This window comes from Pseudomonas sp. S2_B10, assembly GCF_054668425.1.
In genome coordinates, this window is the sequence record NZ_CP162768.1 from 4,374,373 (window position 1) to 4,391,058 (window position 16,686).

General features: G+C 60.0%; 12 protein-coding genes. 6 read left to right on the forward strand and 6 right to left on the reverse strand.

Annotated features, from left to right (window positions below; all coding sequences use genetic code 11):
• Positions 1-52 precede the first annotated feature (52 nt).
• Positions 53-1,180 (reverse strand): branched-chain amino acid ABC transporter substrate-binding protein, encoded by a 1,128-nt coding sequence (locus tag AB4O45_RS19515; protein WP_460160440.1) that lies wholly within the window; start codon positions 1,178-1,180, stop codon positions 53-55.
• Positions 1,181-1,531: 351 nt separating this feature from the next.
• On the opposite strand from AB4O45_RS19515, the gene AB4O45_RS19520 reads away from it, so the two are divergent.
• Entirely contained in the window at positions 1,532-1,837 is a 306-nt protein-coding gene (locus AB4O45_RS19520; protein WP_460160441.1) for a DUF2288 domain-containing protein, read from the forward strand.
• 284 nt (positions 1,838-2,121) lie between these two features.
• Here the strand turns inward: AB4O45_RS19520 and AB4O45_RS19525 are convergent, their stop codons facing one another.
• Positions 2,122-4,320 (reverse strand): hypothetical protein, encoded by a 2,199-nt coding sequence (locus AB4O45_RS19525; RefSeq protein ID WP_460160442.1) that lies wholly within the window; start codon positions 4,318-4,320, stop codon positions 2,122-2,124.
• Positions 4,321-4,516: 196 nt separating this feature from the next.
• On the opposite strand from AB4O45_RS19525, the gene AB4O45_RS19530 reads away from it, so the two are divergent.
• The gene (locus AB4O45_RS19530; RefSeq protein ID WP_460160443.1) at positions 4,517-5,413 is read left to right on the forward strand and encodes an NAD(P)-dependent oxidoreductase; all 897 of its coding nucleotides are present in this window, start codon (positions 4,517-4,519) and stop codon (positions 5,411-5,413) included.
• Here AB4O45_RS19530 and AB4O45_RS19535 read toward each other — a convergent pair.
• Both AB4O45_RS19535 and AB4O45_RS19540 read right to left on the reverse strand, forming a co-directional pair.
• Positions 5,304-7,586 (reverse strand): putative bifunctional diguanylate cyclase/phosphodiesterase, encoded by a 2,283-nt coding sequence (locus tag AB4O45_RS19535; RefSeq protein WP_150636432.1) that lies wholly within the window; start codon positions 7,584-7,586, stop codon positions 5,304-5,306. The two genes, AB4O45_RS19530 and AB4O45_RS19535, sit on opposite strands and share 110 nt — an antisense overlap.
• A gap of 150 nt (positions 7,587-7,736) precedes the next feature.
• A complete protein-coding gene (locus AB4O45_RS19540; RefSeq protein WP_252877612.1) occupies positions 7,737-8,105 on the reverse strand; it encodes a YkgJ family cysteine cluster protein in 369 nt (122 codons plus the stop codon).
• Between the two features lie 301 nt (positions 8,106-8,406).
• Here AB4O45_RS19540 and AB4O45_RS19545 point away from each other — a divergent pair, with 301 nt between their 5' ends.
• Positions 8,407-9,756, forward strand: coding sequence for a spinster family MFS transporter (locus AB4O45_RS19545; protein WP_217864180.1), 1,350 nt, complete (start codon positions 8,407-8,409; stop codon positions 9,754-9,756).
• 153 nt (positions 9,757-9,909) lie between these two features.
• Here the strand turns inward: AB4O45_RS19545 and rapA are convergent, their stop codons facing one another.
• Complete coding sequence (rapA, locus tag AB4O45_RS19550) at positions 9,910-12,756, reverse strand: RNA polymerase-associated protein RapA (RefSeq protein ID WP_217852490.1); 2,847 nt, start codon at positions 12,754-12,756, stop codon at positions 9,910-9,912.
• A gap of 251 nt (positions 12,757-13,007) precedes the next feature.
• Between rapA and AB4O45_RS19555 the strand changes: the two genes are divergently transcribed.
• From AB4O45_RS19555 to ccoM, 3 genes are all read left to right on the forward strand, one after another.
• A complete protein-coding gene (locus AB4O45_RS19555; RefSeq protein ID WP_024011931.1) occupies positions 13,008-13,349 on the forward strand; it encodes a hypothetical protein in 342 nt (113 codons plus the stop codon).
• A 94-nt stretch (positions 13,350-13,443) separates the two neighbouring features.
• Positions 13,444-13,605, forward strand: coding sequence for a hypothetical protein (locus AB4O45_RS19560; protein WP_016771347.1), 162 nt, complete (start codon positions 13,444-13,446; stop codon positions 13,603-13,605).
• 149 nt (positions 13,606-13,754) lie between these two features.
• Positions 13,755-13,868 (forward strand): cytochrome c oxidase subunit CcoM, encoded by a 114-nt coding sequence (gene ccoM, locus AB4O45_RS19565; protein ID WP_016771346.1) that lies wholly within the window; start codon positions 13,755-13,757, stop codon positions 13,866-13,868.
• Between the two features lie 992 nt (positions 13,869-14,860).
• On the opposite strand, the gene AB4O45_RS19570 is transcribed toward ccoM, so the two are convergent.
• Positions 14,861-16,336, reverse strand: coding sequence for an inorganic phosphate transporter (locus AB4O45_RS19570; protein WP_016771345.1), 1,476 nt, complete (start codon positions 16,334-16,336; stop codon positions 14,861-14,863).
• Positions 16,337-16,686: the final 350 nt, after the last annotated feature.

Below are 16,686 nucleotides of genomic sequence, written 5' to 3' on the forward strand. Positions count from 1 at the left end.
ACAAAGCCCACGGCACGCCGTGGGCTTTATTGGCAGTCAGTCGGGCAAGGCCTTACTGAGGCGAAACTTCGGTTTTAGGTTTGCCGTTGTGCCACTCGTACACGACAAATTTGAAGTCCTTCAGGTCGCCCTTGTTGTCGAAGCTCAGGTCGCCGGTCGGGGTCTTGAACGAACCGGCGTGGATGGCTTCAGCCACTTTGGTCGCGTCTTCGGACTTGGCCGCCTTGATGCCTTCGGCAATCACGGTCACTGCCGAGTAGGACGGGAACACGAATGGACCGCTCGGATCTTCCTTCTTGGCTTTGAACGCGTCAGCCAGGGCAACGTTGGCCGGATCCTGGTCGAAGGATTTCGGCAGGGTCACCAGCAGGCCTTCGGACGCGTCCTTGGCGATCTGGGTGATCGAGTCGTTACCCACGCCTTCCGGACCCATGAAGCGGGCTTTCAGGCCTTTTTCCTGAGCCTGACGCAGAATCAGGCCCAGCTCCGGGTGGTAGCCGCCGTAGTAGACGAAGTCGACGCCGGCTTGCTTGAGCTTGGCGATGATGGCGGAGAAGTCCTTGTCGCCAGCGTTGACGCCTTCGAAGACGGCAACCTTGGTGCCTTTCTTCTCAAGGGTCGATTTGACGGCGGTGGCAATGCCTTCACCGTACTGCTGTTTGTCGTGCAGCACGCCAACCACTTTCGGTTTCACGTGATCGGCGATGTAGTTGCCGGCAGCAGGGCCTTGGGCGCTGTCGAGACCGATGGTGCGGAAGATCATTTTGTAGCCACGGGCGGTGATGTCCGGGCTGGTGGCAGCCGGGGTGATCATGATCACGCCTTCGTCTTCGTAGATGTCCGAAGCGGGCTGAGTGGAGCTGGAGCACAGGTGACCGACCACGAACTTGACGCCGTCGTTGACGACCTTGTTCGCTACCGCTACCGCTTGTTTCGGATCGCAGGCATCGTCGTATTCAACGGCTTCGAGTTTCTTGCCGTCGACGCCGCCCTTGGCGTTGATCTGCTCGATGGCCATCTTCGCGCCACTGAACTGCATGTCGCCGTACTGGGCTACTGGACCGGTCTTAGGACCGGCGATACCGATTTTGATGGTGTCAGCTGCGAACGAATGGCTGGCAACCCCGGCCAGAACCATAGCGGCAAACAGTTTGGAAATCTGCTTAGTAGCCTTAGTCATAGTGCTCCACTCTTACTGTTGTATTTTTTAGAGTTCTGGCGCCGTAGCAGCAGAACCGGGTCAGATATCTTTGCGATACCCTCCGGAAAATGCCCCGGCAACTGTACCGGTACAGTGTAGAGCGCCGCTTGATCAACTGGGAAGCGGGCGCCACGGGGCAAAACTTGGGGGTGTCGCATTTTTGAATGAAAGAGACAGAATTGCGGCGGGGCAATCGGGGGCATATATCCCAAAAGGCAGCATTCCCTGGCGTTCCTGCTCTTTTCGTTCGGTGCAGCGATTTGCAACCGGGTTTTTCTGCCGGACCACCGACGTTATCATTCGCGTCGATTTCTTTTCCGGACAGCTCCCATGAATCAAGAACCTAGCACCCTCTATGCCAAGCTGCTTGTTGAAACGGCATCTATTACCTGGAAAGAGCTGGAGCCGTTCTTCGCCAAGGGTGCCCTATTGTGGGTCGACCCTGACCTCGATTTGATCGCCGCCGCCGAGGCCGTGGCTTCGGATGAAGGCGAGAAAGTCGCGGCCTGGCTGGCCGACGACAAGGTCGCCAAGCTGTCTGAAACGCGGGCGCTGGATATTTTCGAACGTGATCCGCAGCTGTGGGCCGTGGTGGTTTCGCCGTGGATTCTGATCCAGGAAAGGGCGGCCGTTTAATTGTCTGCACCCTTTTGGTGCCTCGATTGCCGCACCGCAAGTGTGTAGCGGAGTAGCGTGATGGCACCTTGCCGTGGAGAAATGCCACGCCTCACGGTGACGTAAACGTAACGGGAACAGTTTATTGAGCGGCCTGAGGGTTGCTTAATTGTTTCTGGATGTTCGCAAAGCGGGAATTTGTCGGTGAAGTCGAGGGCGCCTTCGCGAGCAGGCTCGCTCCCACATCGGAATGCACTTTCCTGTGGGAGCGAGCCTGCTCGCGAATGGAGCGACTCGCTGCTGGATCAGACCGAGAACGTCTTCCCAGTATGGTTATTCAGCGAAATGACCTTGGTCTTGCCAATCCGGTGGCGGTAGATCTCGCGCAGGTACTTGATCGACTTCTTCACGCAATCGCGTGACAGGCGAATGTCATTGATCGAGACGAACTTGTCCTTGTCGTTGATCAACTCACGGTATTTCTTTTCGTACATCGGTTTGATCGCGTACCAGTTGGTATCGAGGATCTTCGCCGGGTTTTCGAATTCGTTGAGCAGGTCGTCGATCCGCTCTTCGTCGAAGTCTTCCTGAATGATGAAGTCGAGAATCGAGTTATCCAGCGTCTCGTCGAAACGGTACGGATTCTTCGCAAAGCAGCGCTTGATGAATGCCACGATCAGTGTGAGGAAGTCGTCCGACAGGCACGGGCTCTTGGCGATCAGGGTGGTCAGCGACAGGTTGGCCGAAGCGCCGATCACCAGCGCATAACGCTTGAGCGTGGTGTTGGGGAACAGGCTGTTGAGGTGGGTCTTCAACCGGTTCAGATCCATGTACGACAGTTTGTAGTCTTTCGGCAGCGAGACGATCGAGACCACCGACGAGCAGTTCTTGAAGAAGTGCAGGTCGTGCAGCGCGGCGGCGTCGTAGCCGGAGTTCTTGTACTGCTCAAGCGAAGCGCGATAACGCTTGGATTCGATCGGCAGCAGGCTGATGCCTTCGATGGCCTGAGTGACCTTGTTGAAGTGCGGCAGGTCGATCGAACGGAAGAACAGGTCGTCGATGTTCAGGCGCTGTGGCTCTTTATCGAAGACCTTGAACTTGTCGCTGCTCGGCGGCGGGGTTTCCGGCACTACCGATTCAGCGTAGGCAATCGCCACCGGGCCGGCCAGACTCATGAACAGGTCGTTGGCATCCAGGCGGATGGTTTCGCCGATGTCGATGCCGGCGCGGCGGAAGTAGTTCTGGTCGTAGTCAGTGGTGACTGCCTGCGCCGTGAGAATGTTGAAGATCTGCTGCGAGATGTACTGGTTGGCGTGCTTCTCCATGGCATTGACATCAATGTTCTGGATATTGCCGTCATCGCTTTCTTCGGCGTAACGCATGATGTCGTTGGAGATCAGCATCATCGCGTTCCACGGGCGGATACGCCCCATCACGCTGGCTTCGCTGCTGTCTTCGTTGGCGAAGTTGTAGGAGAAATCCCATTCCTCCGACAGGTATTTGCACAGCAGGCGCCCGGCGTTGATGTGCAGCGCCTCGGACATTTCGCTGCGGTGGTCGGAAATGTTCGGCAGCACGCAGATGCCGCTGGTGAAGATCGGCTCAAAGACAAACGAATGGCCGCTCTTGCCGTCATGCTCGTCCATCGGCTTGGTATCGAAGGTCTTGTTCATGTACGAGTGCTGCTGCGCCAGACCGAACTCCGAGGCCATGCCCGAACCGGTACCGCCGCCGGCACTGAAGATCGAGAAATACAGGCGCGACTGGTTGGCCTTGATTCCGCAGCTGTCGATCAGGTACGAGTGGATCATTTTCCAGTCGGGGCTGGAGAAGCGCTGGGTGTCCTTGTTGAGGATGATCTTCGCCAGATACTGGCCGAGGATCGGCGCGTTACCGGCGCCACCGGCGTGGACTTCGGACAAGTCCATGATCTTCATTTTGCTGTAGTCGCGCAGGAAGCCGCTTTTCTCGCCCTTGCGCGAGAAACGGATGCGCCCGGCAATGTCCTTGTCGAGGTCGCCGAGCATCACCAGCGGTTCGACGAGAAACACCGGTTTGGTCGATTTGCTGGTGCCGATGCGCAGATTGTTCTTGATCCACTGCGCCGGGCTGTAGCCCTTGTCGGCCAGACGCCGGTCGCTCGGGCGGTCTTCGGTGTTGAACTCGTTGAGGTAGAACTTGCGCGCGTTGTACACCAGCTCCGCCACGTCGAGGGCGATGTTGGAGCCGCAGCGACCGAGGCCGATCAGGCACACCGAGGGAAATTCCTGGTCGTTGTGCTGCTCGTTGTCGCCTTCCTGATGCGCCGGGCGCGGGAACACCGAATCGCGCAGGCCGTCGAGGTTATCGAGGATGCGGTCAGTGTTGGTTTCGGTGAAGTACAGGTATTGCTGGGTCGACAGCGGACGCGAAGGCGGCGTCGGTCTGGATAATGACGCGCTGTTCGCGGCGGGGCTCAGGGTCAGATCGGCTGTTGCACTGGCGGGGTTGTTTTTAGAGGTCATGGTGCGCCATTTACCTGGACTGGGTTGGCCCGCCGAACAGTGCCGGCGAACCTCACGGAATAAGATCTCGCGTCTTGTGTGCGCGAATACGGCCCGGGCGTCGTAGTGCTGGCTGGTCTGATCGCCGGGCGGAATCCTTTCCTGATCGTTGATGAATCGGCCATGATTCGGTGATCTTTAATCGAAAAGAGGCGAAATGATGTCAACGCTACCTTCGTTGGGGTTTGCCGGAATCGGCCTGATGGGCCTGCCCATGTGCCGGCGTCTGCTGGCGGCGGGTTACCCGTTGACGGTGTGGAACCGCAACCCGGACAAGTGCGCACCGCTGGTTGCGACCGGCGCCCGCCAGGTATCGAGCCCCGCCGAACTGTGCGCACACGCCGACATCGTCATGCTGTGCCTGGCCGATACCGCCGTGGTGCGTGAAGTGGTGTTTGGCACTGGCGGTGTTGCCGAGGGTGCGAAAAACGGCCAGCTATTGGTGGATTTCTCCAGTCTTGAACCGACCGCGACTCGCGAGATGGCCGCAGCGCTGGCCGAGAAAACCGCCATGGGCTGGCTCGATTCACCAGTGTCCGGCGGCGTGGTCGGCGCCGAGGCCGGCAGTCTGGCAATCATGGTCGGTGGTGCAGCGGCAGATCTTGAGCGCGTGCGCCCGGTGCTGCTCAACCTCGGTCAGCGCGTCACGCACATGGGCGGCATTGGCGCCGGCCAGGTGACCAAGGCCTGCAACCAGATGATCGTCGCGTGCAATGCGCTGGTGATTGCCGAAGTGGTGGCGTTGGCCGAGCAGGCGGGGGTCGATGCCAGTCTGATCGCCGAGGCGCTGGCCGGTGGCTTTGCTGATTCGAAGCCGTTGCAGATCCTTGCCCCGCAAATGGCCGAAAGCCGTTTCGAACCGGTCAAGTGGCACGTGCGCACGCTGCTCAAGGATCTCGACACAGCAGTGAAATTTTCCCGCGAGCAGGGCTCGGCGACGCCAATCAGCGGATTGGCCGCACAGTTGATGCGCCTGCATGGGGCGCAAGGCTTTTTAGCGAAGGATCCAGCGACGCTGGTGCAAATGTATCGCGCGCCAGACTCAACGGATTGACCCCGAGCACGGGTTTGCGCTGGTTGATTTCATCGAGCACCGCGCGCAATTCGTCCAGCGGCACCGGGCGGCTGAGCAGATAACCCTGAATGAAGTCGCAGCCCGAACGTTCGAGAAACTCATATTGCTCCAGGCTCTCGACGCCCTCGGTGACCACCTGCAGATGCAGGGTGTGGGCCATGACGATGATCGCCTGGACGATCTCCATGTCCGCCGTAGCGGTGGGAATGTCGAGGATGAACGAGCGGTCGATTTTCAGGGTGTTCAGCGGCAGGCGCTTGAGGTAGGCCAGCGACGAATAGCCGGTGCCGAAATCATCGATCGACAGCGACACACCGAGGGCGCGGATCTGCCGCAGCAGCACCAGAGTGTCGGCGATATTGCCCATCAAGGCGTTTTCGGTGACCTCCAGTTCCAGGCGTTCCGGGGCAACGCCCGCCGTGTGCAAGGCGTGCTCGATCTCCTCGGCCAGCTCTTCGCGCGCCAGATTCAGCGGCGAGCAGTTCCAGGCGATTTTCAATTCGGCACAACCATGCCGCGACAGCTCGCCAAGATCCTTGCAGGCGCGGCGCAGCACCCAATTGTCCAGTTCGGCGATCAAACCGTTGTTCTCGGCGATACCGATGAAGCGATCCGGTGTGAGCAAACCGTGAACCGGATGCTGCCAGCGAATCAGCGCTTCGAGCTTGGTCACGCGTCCGGTTTTCACTTCGAAGATCGGCTGGTAGTAGAGCATCAGCGCGTTGTCTTGCCGTAGCGCACTGCGCAGTTCTTCTTCCAGTTGCAGCTCGAAACTGGCGCGGGTCTTCAGGCTGGAATTGAAGAAGTGCAGACCGTTGCGCCCGGCGCCCTTGGATTGGTACAGGGCCAGGTCGGCGTGTTTGAGCAGCTCTTCGCAGGTAGTGCCGTCTTCGGGAAACAGGCTGATGCCGATGCTGGTGGTCATCACCATGCGCCGGCCGGCCAGTTCGATCGGCTCTTTCATCTTGTGCATGATGCGCTGCGCCATACCGCGCGCCTCTTCGCGGTCGCGCAGGCTGATGAGGATGCAAAACTCGTCGCCGCCGAACCGCGCGACCACGTCTTCGTGGCTGCGCACCGAGCTCTTGATGTGCTGGGCGATGACTTTGAGCAGCGCGTCACCGGCATCATGGCCGAGGCTATCGTTGATGCGCTTGAAGTGGTCGATGTCGAGAAACATCACCGCGAGCATGCCGCCTTCGCTGGTTTTCTGGCTGAGTTTTTCGGCGAACATCTGGTTGAAACCACGGCGGTTGATCAGGTTGGTCAGCGCGTCGTAATTGGCCGCTTGCTGCAAAGACATGCGCGCCTGATCGAGTTGGCTGAGCAGGGCGTTGACCCGGCGCAGGTCGTTTTCCTTGTTCTGCAGTTTCTTGTCGGCGAGGGCGGCGCTGATCGCACTGCCGAGAATCAACAGGATGATCAGCGCCACGGTCAGGCCCAGCTGCAAATGCCCGGTTTCACTGCCGCTCGCTGCCAGGGCACCTTCGGGAAGCACCAGATCCAGCGCAGCCATGCCGGTGAAGTGCATGCTGATGATGCCGGCGCCGAGAATCAGCGCCGCGCTGTACTTGAGCAATTGATGCGCGACCCCGCTGCCTTCGCTGAGATAGCGCGCCACCCAGAGCGCGGTGAAACTGGCGCCGATGGCAATCAGCACCGACAGCGCGAACAGCCCTGGCTGATAGTAGGCGGTGGCGCTCGACTTCATCGCGGCCATGCCGACGTAATGCATGCCAGCGATGCCCAAACCGATGACACATGCGGTCTTCAGGCAATGCAGCGCGCTCGGCTGCACCTCACTGAGAGTGTGCATGGCCAGCCACGAGGCGAGCAGAGCGATCAGTAACGACAAGAGGGTGATGCCGAGGTCGTACTGAATATCGATGGGGGTCTGGAAGGCCAGCATGCCGATGAAGTGCATGGCCCAGATGCCGCCGGCCAGGCAGGTCGCGCCGATCCAGCGCCAGATCCGCCGCGACCCCGGATCTTCGGCATGCACCAGGCGCTCTGCCATGTCCAGGGTGGCGAAACTCGCCGCGCAGGCGACCAGATAGGCCACCATCACCAACAAAGGGTTGTGGCTGCAATCGAGGAGAATCTGCCCGCTCGCCGGCAGCTCGGCAACAAACTGCAAACCAAGCCACTCCATAGCATGCCCCGTCTCGGATTCATCTGGCCCGTGCGTCAATCAACGCAGGCGAATGGATGGAGTATAGAGGCGGTTTTCACGCTGCAAGGCGTAGTGGCACATTGGTGGTAATGATTTTGCCATTAGCCTCATAGCGATTTGCGCTAAGGCTCAGGCAATGCGCTCCAGCGGCAGATTATTCCAGTGTGGCGGCAAGGGGGGCAGGCCGTGGGCAGCGCGGGCCTTGTCGCAGTCCGGGTTGTGTTCGCCGTTCTCCCACGACGCCTCGAACTCGCGGCAGGTGCTCGAGCGCTTGTCATAGATCGTGCAGGCCACAGCGCTGCCGACCTCACCCGCCAGGGACATGCAACGCGCCGGTTTGCGATCGGTGCCGATCATTGCCACCCGGCTCGGGGTGATCTGCGCGACCAGTTCATCGGGCACCGTCCCGCCAGAGGATGAGCACTCACCCCAGAAAAAAGACACACGAAAATGGGAACAGCAGGCACCGCAATTCAGACACGGACTGGCTTCGGACATGGGCGGGGGTATCAAAGGGATTGATCGGAAGATCCGGACGGATCCGGCGGCCATTCTAGACTTTGCCATGGCGTTGGGAAGGGGGGCGCGAAACTATTTTTTTGTCGCCGGATTTTGCCGCGAAAGCCCCGTATGGCGGGGGATTCCAGACTTATCAAGGGCTTACGTTTCGTTACAGTGCGATGGGTCGATATCAGGCTGACGAATGATGACAGACAGCCCCCGTGCGGCTGACTAGATTGCAGGTTCCGGGCTCGACGCGCTGGCAGTGAAGCCCTCATAACAATAAAGAGACGGACCCATGCAGAACTCGACCCAAGCGGCGAATGCCTGGCGCATTCTGTTCCTGCTGTTCCTCGCCAACCTGTTCAATTTCTTCGACCGCACCATCCCGGCGATCATCATCGAACCGATCCGCATGGAATGGCACCTCAGCGACTTTCAGCTGGGCATCATCGGCACCGCGTTCACCATCGTTTACGCCATTGCCGGCCTGCCACTCGGGCGCATGGCCGACACCGGTTCACGCAGCAAGCTGATGGGCTGGGGCCTGGCCACCTGGAGTGCGCTGACTGCGGTCAACGGTATGGTCGGCAGTTTCTGGAGCTTTTTGATCGTGCGCATGGGCATCGGCATCGGCGAAGCCAGTTATGCACCAGCGGCCAACTCGCTGATCGGCGATCTGTTTCCGGCGCACCGTCGGGCGCGGGCGATGGGTATTTTCATGCTTGGCCTGCCGCTGGGGCTGCTGCTGGCGTTCTTCACCATCGGCGCGATGGTCAAGGCCTTCGACAGCTGGCGCGCGCCGTTCTTCATCGCCGCCGTGCCGGGGCTGATCCTCGCGGTGTTCATGTTCTTCATCAAAGAGCCGAAACGCGGCGCGGCTGAAACCGTGCAGGTCTCGCAAGAGAAAGTCGACAAACCGATCCGCCGCGTTCTCGCTGTGCCGACCTTCCTGTGGCTGGTAATGGCCGGGCTGTGCTTCAACTTCGCGACCTATGCCTGCAACTCGTTTCTGGTGCCGATGCTGCAACGCTATTTCCTCATGCCGTTGCAGGAGGCGGCGGTGGCAACTGGTCTCATCGTTGGCGTGACGGGACTGGTCGGGCTGACCCTTGGCGGCTGGATCGCCGACAAGATCCATCAGCGCTTCGCCAGTGGGCGGCTGCTGTTTGCCGCGTTCAGCTTAATCATTTCAACGTTGTGCACAGCCTGGGCGCTGCATGCCGGGCGCATTGAGATCGGCGTGTTCGTCGCGGTGTTCAGCGTTGGCTGGCTGTTCGCGTACAACTTCTATACCTGCGTGTACACGGCAATTCAGGACGTCGTCGAACCGCGCCTGCGGGCCACGGCGATGGCGTTGTTCTTTGCCGGTCTGTATCTGCTCGGCGGCGGGTTGGGGCCAGTGGTCGTGGGTGGGCTGTCGGATCACTTCGCGCACACGGCGATGCTGGCGGCAGGGGCTGAGCAGATGACCGAAGCGTTCAAGGCTGTCGGCCTGCACGACGCGATGTACCTGATCCCGGTAGCGCTGTTCCTGACCATGGTCTTTCTGTTTCTGGCATCGCGGTGTTTTGTTCGCGATGCACAGCGGATGAAGGAGGGGTTGGTGGCGGTGGTTGAGCCTGAAATTTCTGCGGCGACTGCTTAAGAACAAAAGATCGCAGCCTTCGGCAGCTCCTACATGTGAATGCGTTTCCCCTGTAGGAGCTGCCGAAGGCTGCGATCTTTTGCTTTTGCTTCTGAAATAAAAGAGGCCCGCATCACTGCGGGCCTCTTGGTTTTCAGCGGTGGAGCGGGGCGGTTAGCCCGCCACCAACACCCGAATCGCTTCCAGGCGCAGCGCCGCTTTGTCGAGCATCGCCAGACCTTGCTCACGCTGAGTGCGCAACGCCTCCAGTTCGCTGTCGCGCACGGTCGGGTTGACCGCCTGCAACGCGGTCAGGCGCGCCAGTTCTTCGTCGGTGTCGGCGGCCAGACGACGGCGCGCTTCGGCCACGCGCTCGGCGTGACGCGGGGCGATCTTTTCTTCGCCAGCATTGATCCGTGGCGTCAACTGATCGCGTTGAGCCTGGATGAATTTGTTGGCGCTGGCGCGGGGCACGCTTTCCAGCTGATCGTTGAGGGTTTCGAACGACACCCGTGGCGACAGGTCATTGCCGTTGGCGTCCAGCAGACAGCGCAGCGCCGCCGGTGGCAGGTAGCGACCCAGTTGCAGCGAGCGCGGTGCGACCACTTCGCTGACGTAGAGCAATTCCAGCAACACGGTGCCTGGTTTCAGCGCCTTGTTCTTGATCAGCGCGACGGCGGTGTTGCCCATCGAACCGGACAGCACCAGATCCATGCCGCCCTGCACCATTGGGTGTTCCCAGGTGATGAACTGCATGTCTTCGCGCGACAGCGCCTGATTGCGGTCGTAAGTGATGGTCACGCCTTCGTCGTCGCCCAGCGGGAAACTGGCGTCGAGCATCTTCTCGCTCGGCTTGAGGATCAGGGCGTTTTCCGAATGGTCTTCGCTGTCGATGCCGAACGCGTCGAACAGGGTTTCCATGTAGATCGGCAGGGCGAACTGATCGTCCTGCTCGAGAATCGCCTCGACCAGCGCTTCACCTTCGCCAGCGCCGCCGGAGTTCAGTTCCAGCAGACGGTCGCGGCCGGTGTGCAGCTCGGCTTCGAGACGCTCACGCTCGGCGCGTGCTTCGTCGATCAGCGCTTGCCACTCGCCGTCATCGGCTTCTTCGAGCAGCGGCAGCAGGCGTGGGCCGAACTGATGCTGCAACGCGTTGCCGGTCGGGCAGGTGTTGAGGAAGGCGTTGAGCGCTTCGTGGTACCACTGGAACAGGCGCTCTTGCGGGCTGGTTTCCAGGTATGGCACGTGCAATTCGATGATGTGCTTCTGGCCGATCCGGTCGAGACGGCCGATGCGCTGCTCGAGCAGGTCCGGGTGCGACGGCAGATCGAACAGCACCAGATGATGAGCGAACTGGAAGTTGCGACCCTCACTACCGATTTCCGAGCAGATCAGCACTTGCGCGCCGAACTCTTCATCAGCGAAGTAGGCGGCGGCGCGGTCACGCTCGAGGATGTTCATGCCTTCGTGGAACACCGTTGCCGGGATGCCGGAACGCACGCGCAACGCGTCTTCGAGGTCCATCGCGGTTTCGGCGTGGGCGCAGATCACCAGCACCTTGGTGCGCTTGAGCATTTTCAGCTGATCGATCAGCCACTCGACGCGCGGATCGAATTTCCACCAGCGCTCTTCTTCGCTGGCGTCCGGCTGCGCCTGGAAGCTGACTTCCGGGTACAGCTCGGCGTGTTCGCCCAGCGGCAGTTCGAGGTATTCGTCCGGGCACGGCAACGGGTACGGATGCAGTTTGCGCTCCGGGAAACCCTGCACGGCCGCGCGGGTATTACGGAACAGCACGCGACCGGTGCCGTGGCGATCGAGCAGCTCACGCACGAGGCGTGCGCTGGCTTCAGTGTCGCCATCGTTGACGGCGGTGAGCAGGGCTTCGCCTTCGTTGCCGAGGAAACCGTGAATGGTCTTGTGCGCTTCGGCGGAGAGACGGCCCTTGTCGAGCAGTTCCTGCACCGCTTCGGCGACCGGGCGATAGTTGTCGCTCTCGGCGCGGAACGCGGCCAGGTCGTGGAAACGATTCGGGTCGAGCAGGCGCAGACGGGCGAAGTGGCTGTCCTGACCGAGTTGTTCCGGGGTGGCGGTGAGCAGCAGCACGCCGGGAATCACTTCGGCCAGTTGCTCGACCAGCGAATATTCCGCGCTGGCCTTGTCTTCATGCCAGACCAGGTGATGCGCTTCGTCCACCACCATCAGGTCCCAACCGGCAGCGAACAAGGCGTCCTGCGCCTTCTCGTCGTCGACCAGCCACTCCAGCGCGACCAGCGCCAGTTGCGTGTCTTCGAACGGGTTGGTGGCATCGCTTTCGATAAAGCGTTCTTCGTCGAACAGCGCGACCTGCAGATTGAAACGGCGGCGCATCTCCACCAGCCACTGATGCTGGAGGTTTTCCGGGACCAGAATCAGCACGCGATTGGCGCGGCCCGAGAGCAGTTGGCGATGGATCACCAGACCGGCCTCGATGGTTTTACCCAGACCCACTTCGTCCGCCAGCAATACGCGCGGGGCGATACGGTCGGCGACTTCGCGGGCGATGTGCAGCTGGTGCGCGATAGGTTGCGCACGCACGCCGCCCAGCCCCCAAAGTGAGGACTGCAACTGACGGCTGGTGTGTTCAAGGGTGTTGTAGCGCAGGGAGAACCACGACAGCGGGTCGATCTGTCCGGCGAACAGGCGGTCGCTTGCGAGGCGGAACTGAATGAAGTTCGACAGCTGGGTTTCCGGCAGGGTGACGACTTCGTTCTGCCCGTTGAGGCCGTGATAGACCATCAGCCCGTCGACGTCGTCGACCTGCTGCACGGTCATCTTCCAGCCTTCGAAATGGGTGATGGAGTCGCCCGGCGAGAACCGCACGCGGGTCAGGGGCGCATTCCGTAGCGCGTACTGGCGGGTTTCGCCAGTGGCCGGGTAAAGCACGGTCAGCAAGCGGCCGTCCTGTGCCAGAACGGTGCCTAAACCAAGCTCTGCTTCGCTGTCACTGATCCAGCGTTGCCCCGGTTGATACTGCTGCGCCATGCTGCCTGACTCCCACCTTGAAAAAGCGGGCTATCTTAACGGAATGACGGCTTCAGGGCCAAAGATTACTGGCGTAGGAGCTGCCGCAGGCTGCGATCTTTTGATCTTTGAGAACCCTTCAGGTTTGAGCTGTCTGATAAGGATCGCAGCCTGCGGCAGCTCCTACGGGTGCGAGGTGCATCACACAATTGCGACAGGCGGCTCAAGGCGCCTGCACCCCAGCCGATAGCCTGCAGACAGGAGACCTTTATATGTTGCCACCGATGCTCCCCTTGAGCGCCGTGCCGATCACTTCCCAGCAGGATCCGATCCGCCAGCGGCCGGACATCCCGCCGGTGGTGCCGGTGCAGGAAAGCTCCAACGAAAGCACGATCGATCTGCAGAAGCGTGATCCGGAAGAGGATCGTCTGCTCGCGCGCGAAGAACAGCGTCGTCAGCAGGAACGTGATCGCCGACGCCGCGAGGCCGATGAAGATCCCGAAGAGCATCTGGCCGTGCCGGGTACCGAGTTGAACGCCGACAACACCGTGCCGGTGGTACCGTTGATAGACGATCAGCCGCGTCAGGGGCTGTGGGTCGATATCGAGATTTGAACAGTGACTGGTCAGCGCCTGCGCCAGGCGGCATGATTGGCGCAATCCTGTCGGTGACGGCAGCTGTGATCTCTTCTGCGATGTGCCGGACGCCATGAGCCAAGACGACAAACTGATCGACCTCAGCACTGAACGCGCCAAGCGTGTGCATGACCTCAACGAGAAGCGCCTGAACGAAGTGCGCCAGGCTTTCGAGCAGGCGATGCCGTTGGGAAAAGCCAAGAAAAAGTCGAAGAACAAGCCGAAAAAGCGTTGATCTCCCGCTGCATTGGTTGATGCAGATCAGTTATTTCCCCTCCTTTATTTCCCTTCGTTGCGGATATTGATCCTGGTCAATATGTGCGCCTGTGTGTTTGTTAATTTGAATCCATCGCAGCAAAGCAAAGCAGGGCCGGGAGGTCAGTCATGTTTTTCGATAACGTGGTGTTTGCCGGGGTTCTCACGGTGGGGCTCATGGTGCTGTTTTTTGCAGGGTTTGGATTTTTTATCTGGAAGGATGCGCATAAGCGGCGCAAGTGAGTTCTTCTGGATTGATGGGCACGCAAGGCATTTTGGGGCGACTTCGGTTGCCCCTTTTTTTTTGTGCCATGGCGGCCTTGGCGGCCTTTGGGCCGACCAGGCTGTTGGGGGTTTGGGTGAATATCCGTTGCTTCGGTAGCGGCTGCTGGCGGTTTCGCCTGACGGCGACTTACTTTTTTACAAGCGCCTAAAAAAGTAAGCAAAAAACGCTAGCTCCTGCGTTCGGCCCTCGCAGGCTCGGGTCCCTTCGCTCCGGGACTGATCCGGGCGCAGCGGCTACGGTTTGCTTCGCTGCACCTCCTTCCGCTGTGTCTGGCTGCGCCAGACGGTCGCTGCGCTCCCACGCCCGGATCAATCCCTCCACTCAGCCTTCCGACGTCGCCGGTGGATCAAGATCAAAAGCGTTACTCGAGCTTGCGCTCATTGTTGAGTGGTTAGAAGCGTCGCATGGCTTGAGATTTTCGGTGGATTCGCCCCTCACCCCAGCCCTCTCCCGAGGGAGAGGGAGCCGATTTGTGTGGTGTTCAAAACCTGCATTCGACTCGGTATCGCAAGTCGGCGTGTTTCGCCCAAACACCTCGGTCAGTTCCCTCTCCCTCTGGGAGAGGGCTAGGGTGAGGGGCTCTTGATCTGGCTTTGGCTTTTGCTTTTGATCTTTTGCCCCTTCGGCAGGCTTCGTTACGGGATCGATCCGGGGGTGGGAGCGTAGCGACCGTACGACGTAGTCGTACACAGCGAGTGTAGGTGCAGCGAAGCCAACCGGAGCCGCTGCGCCCGGATCGGTCCCGTAACGAAGGTACCCCGAGCTCCAGCGAGCGGGCCGTACGCCGGGGCAAAGCCTTTTGGGTTACCTTTTCGGCGTTTGGGAAAGGTGACTCGCTGTAAGCGCGAAACCATAAGAGGCCGTTACCGCAGCAACGGATATAGACACAGCCTCAAACAAAAAAGGCGCGATTCCAAAGAATCGCGCCTCCTTCACAAGCAACAATCGATCAACTACCCAAAGCCTTCGAAGCCAACCAGAACAACCCGGCCGACAGCGCCACGGTCGCTGGCAAGGTCAACACCCAGGCCAGCAGAATAGTCTTGACCGTGCCACCCTGCAGGCCGCTTTTGTTGGCAACCATGGTCCCGGCCACACCCGAAGACAACACATGAGTGGTCGACACCGGCAGGCTGAAAATGTTGGCCATGCCGATCAGGCTGGCTGTGGTGATCTGCGCCGACATGCCCTGGGAATAGGTCATGCCCTGCTTGCCGATCTTCTCGCCAATGGTCAGCACCACACGCTTCCAGCCGACCATGGTGCCCAGGCCCAGTGCCAGGGCGACCGCCAGAATCACCCAGAACGGGGCGTATTCAGTGGTGGTGGTCAGGTCTTTGCGCAGCTTGTCGAGGTCAGCCTTTTCACGGGCTTCCAGGCCTGGCAGCTTGCCGACTTTCTTCGCCGTGTCGTCCAGGCAGAGCAGGTAGCGACGCACTTCGATGCGGCTGTCCGACGACAGCGAATGGTAGTCCGCTACACCTTTGAGGGTATGCAGCAGGGCGGTGATGGTCGGTTCGGTCTGCTGCGGGTTGCAGCGGAATTTCTCCGGCAGGTCGCCTTCCACGCTCTTGCCCAGGGCCAGGAATTCACCCAGCGAATCGGCGTTGCGCTGGTAGAACTGGCTCAGGTGCAGGGTCGCGTCGCGGGTGCGTTCGATCTGGTAGGTGGTGCTGTTCAGATCGAGTACGAACTGCGCCGGGACGATACCGATCAGCACCAGCATGATCAGGCCGATGCCTTTCTGGCCGTCGTTGGAACCGTGCACGAAGCTCACGGCCATGGCCGAGATCACCAAAACCAGACGGTTCCAGAACGGCGGGTGCTTTTTGTCGTCGATCTTGCGACGCTGTTCCGGCGTCTTGTGCATCTTCGACAGCGGGCGCCACCATTTCAGGCCGATCAGCACCAGCGCGGCGATGAGGAAGCCGGCCATCGGCGAGAACACCAGCGAGGCGCCGATGTCGATCGCTTTCTGCCAGTTCACGCCATCTCTCAGCGGGATGTCGTTGATCAGCGCGTTGGCCAGACCGACGCCGAGGATCGAGCCGATCAGGGTGTGCGAGCTGGAAGCCGGGATACCGAAGTACCAGGTGCCCAAATTCCAGGCGATTGCCGCGGCGAGCAACGAGAACACCATCGCCAGGCCATGGCCGGTGTTCACATTGATCAGCAGCTCAACCGGCAGCAGGTGGACGATGGCATACGCCACGCCAACGCCGCCCAGCAGCACGCCGAGGAAATTGAACACACCGGAAAAGAACACCGCCAGGTGTGGCGGCATGGCTTTGGTGTAGATAACAGTGGCTACCGCGTTAGCGGTGTCATGAAATCCATTGATGAACTCGAAGGCGAGGACAAACGTCAGGGCGAGCAAGAGGCTCACAAGCACCCAAGCATCCAGTCCGCTGAATAAATCGATCATGAAGGTTTTCTGACCCGGTCGTAAGGGGGCGCGATTATGCCAGAAAAGACAGGAAATCGATGCCCCGTCTGCTCACTGGTCACACCCTTCTTCGATTTAATTTGTTGCAGGGCGTGAAAACCAAGCAGCACGCAGGGTTTTTCAACTACTTGATTTTATTGAATAAACTATATTTTCGAGCCGTTTTTTCAGACATCGCAAAGGCTCAAACGCTTGTCTGAAATATCTCTGAAACCTGTGGGACGCTCGTTCATAAGCCCCAGAACAGCGATGCAGCCGCTGCCCGCAGGTAGCGGGCGCGCGAGGTGTCGTCTTCCACCGCGCTGTGGCTCAGGCGGACGCCGACTTTC

What these genes read in the sequence shown, in the direction of transcription:
- AB4O45_RS19545 (WP_217864180.1), top strand. Translation starts at nt 8,407, where the DNA reads ATGCAGAACTCGACCCAAGCGGCGAATGCCTGGCGCATTCTGTTCCTG.
- AB4O45_RS19570 (WP_016771345.1), bottom strand. Translation starts at nt 16,336, where the DNA reads ATGATCGATTTATTCAGCGGACTGGATGCTTGGGTGCTTGTGAGCCTC.
- AB4O45_RS19525 (WP_460160442.1), bottom strand. Translation starts at nt 4,320, where the DNA reads ATGACCTCTAAAAACAACCCCGCCAGTGCAACAGCCGATCTGACCCTG.
- AB4O45_RS19530 (WP_460160443.1), top strand. Translation starts at nt 4,517, where the DNA reads ATGATGTCAACGCTACCTTCGTTGGGGTTTGCCGGAATCGGCCTGATG.
- AB4O45_RS19560 (WP_016771347.1), top strand. Translation starts at nt 13,444, where the DNA reads ATGAGCCAAGACGACAAACTGATCGACCTCAGCACTGAACGCGCCAAG.
- ccoM (WP_016771346.1), top strand. Translation starts at nt 13,755, where the DNA reads ATGTTTTTCGATAACGTGGTGTTTGCCGGGGTTCTCACGGTGGGGCTC.
- AB4O45_RS19520 (WP_460160441.1), top strand. Translation starts at nt 1,532, where the DNA reads ATGAATCAAGAACCTAGCACCCTCTATGCCAAGCTGCTTGTTGAAACG.
- AB4O45_RS19535 (WP_150636432.1), bottom strand. Translation starts at nt 7,586, where the DNA reads ATGGAGTGGCTTGGTTTGCAGTTTGTTGCCGAGCTGCCGGCGAGCGGG.
- AB4O45_RS19515 (WP_460160440.1), bottom strand. Translation starts at nt 1,180, where the DNA reads ATGACTAAGGCTACTAAGCAGATTTCCAAACTGTTTGCCGCTATGGTT.
- AB4O45_RS19540 (WP_252877612.1), bottom strand. Translation starts at nt 8,105, where the DNA reads ATGTCCGAAGCCAGTCCGTGTCTGAATTGCGGTGCCTGCTGTTCCCAT.
- rapA (WP_217852490.1), bottom strand. Translation starts at nt 12,756, where the DNA reads ATGGCGCAGCAGTATCAACCGGGGCAACGCTGGATCAGTGACAGCGAA.
- AB4O45_RS19555 (WP_024011931.1), top strand. Translation starts at nt 13,008, where the DNA reads ATGTTGCCACCGATGCTCCCCTTGAGCGCCGTGCCGATCACTTCCCAG.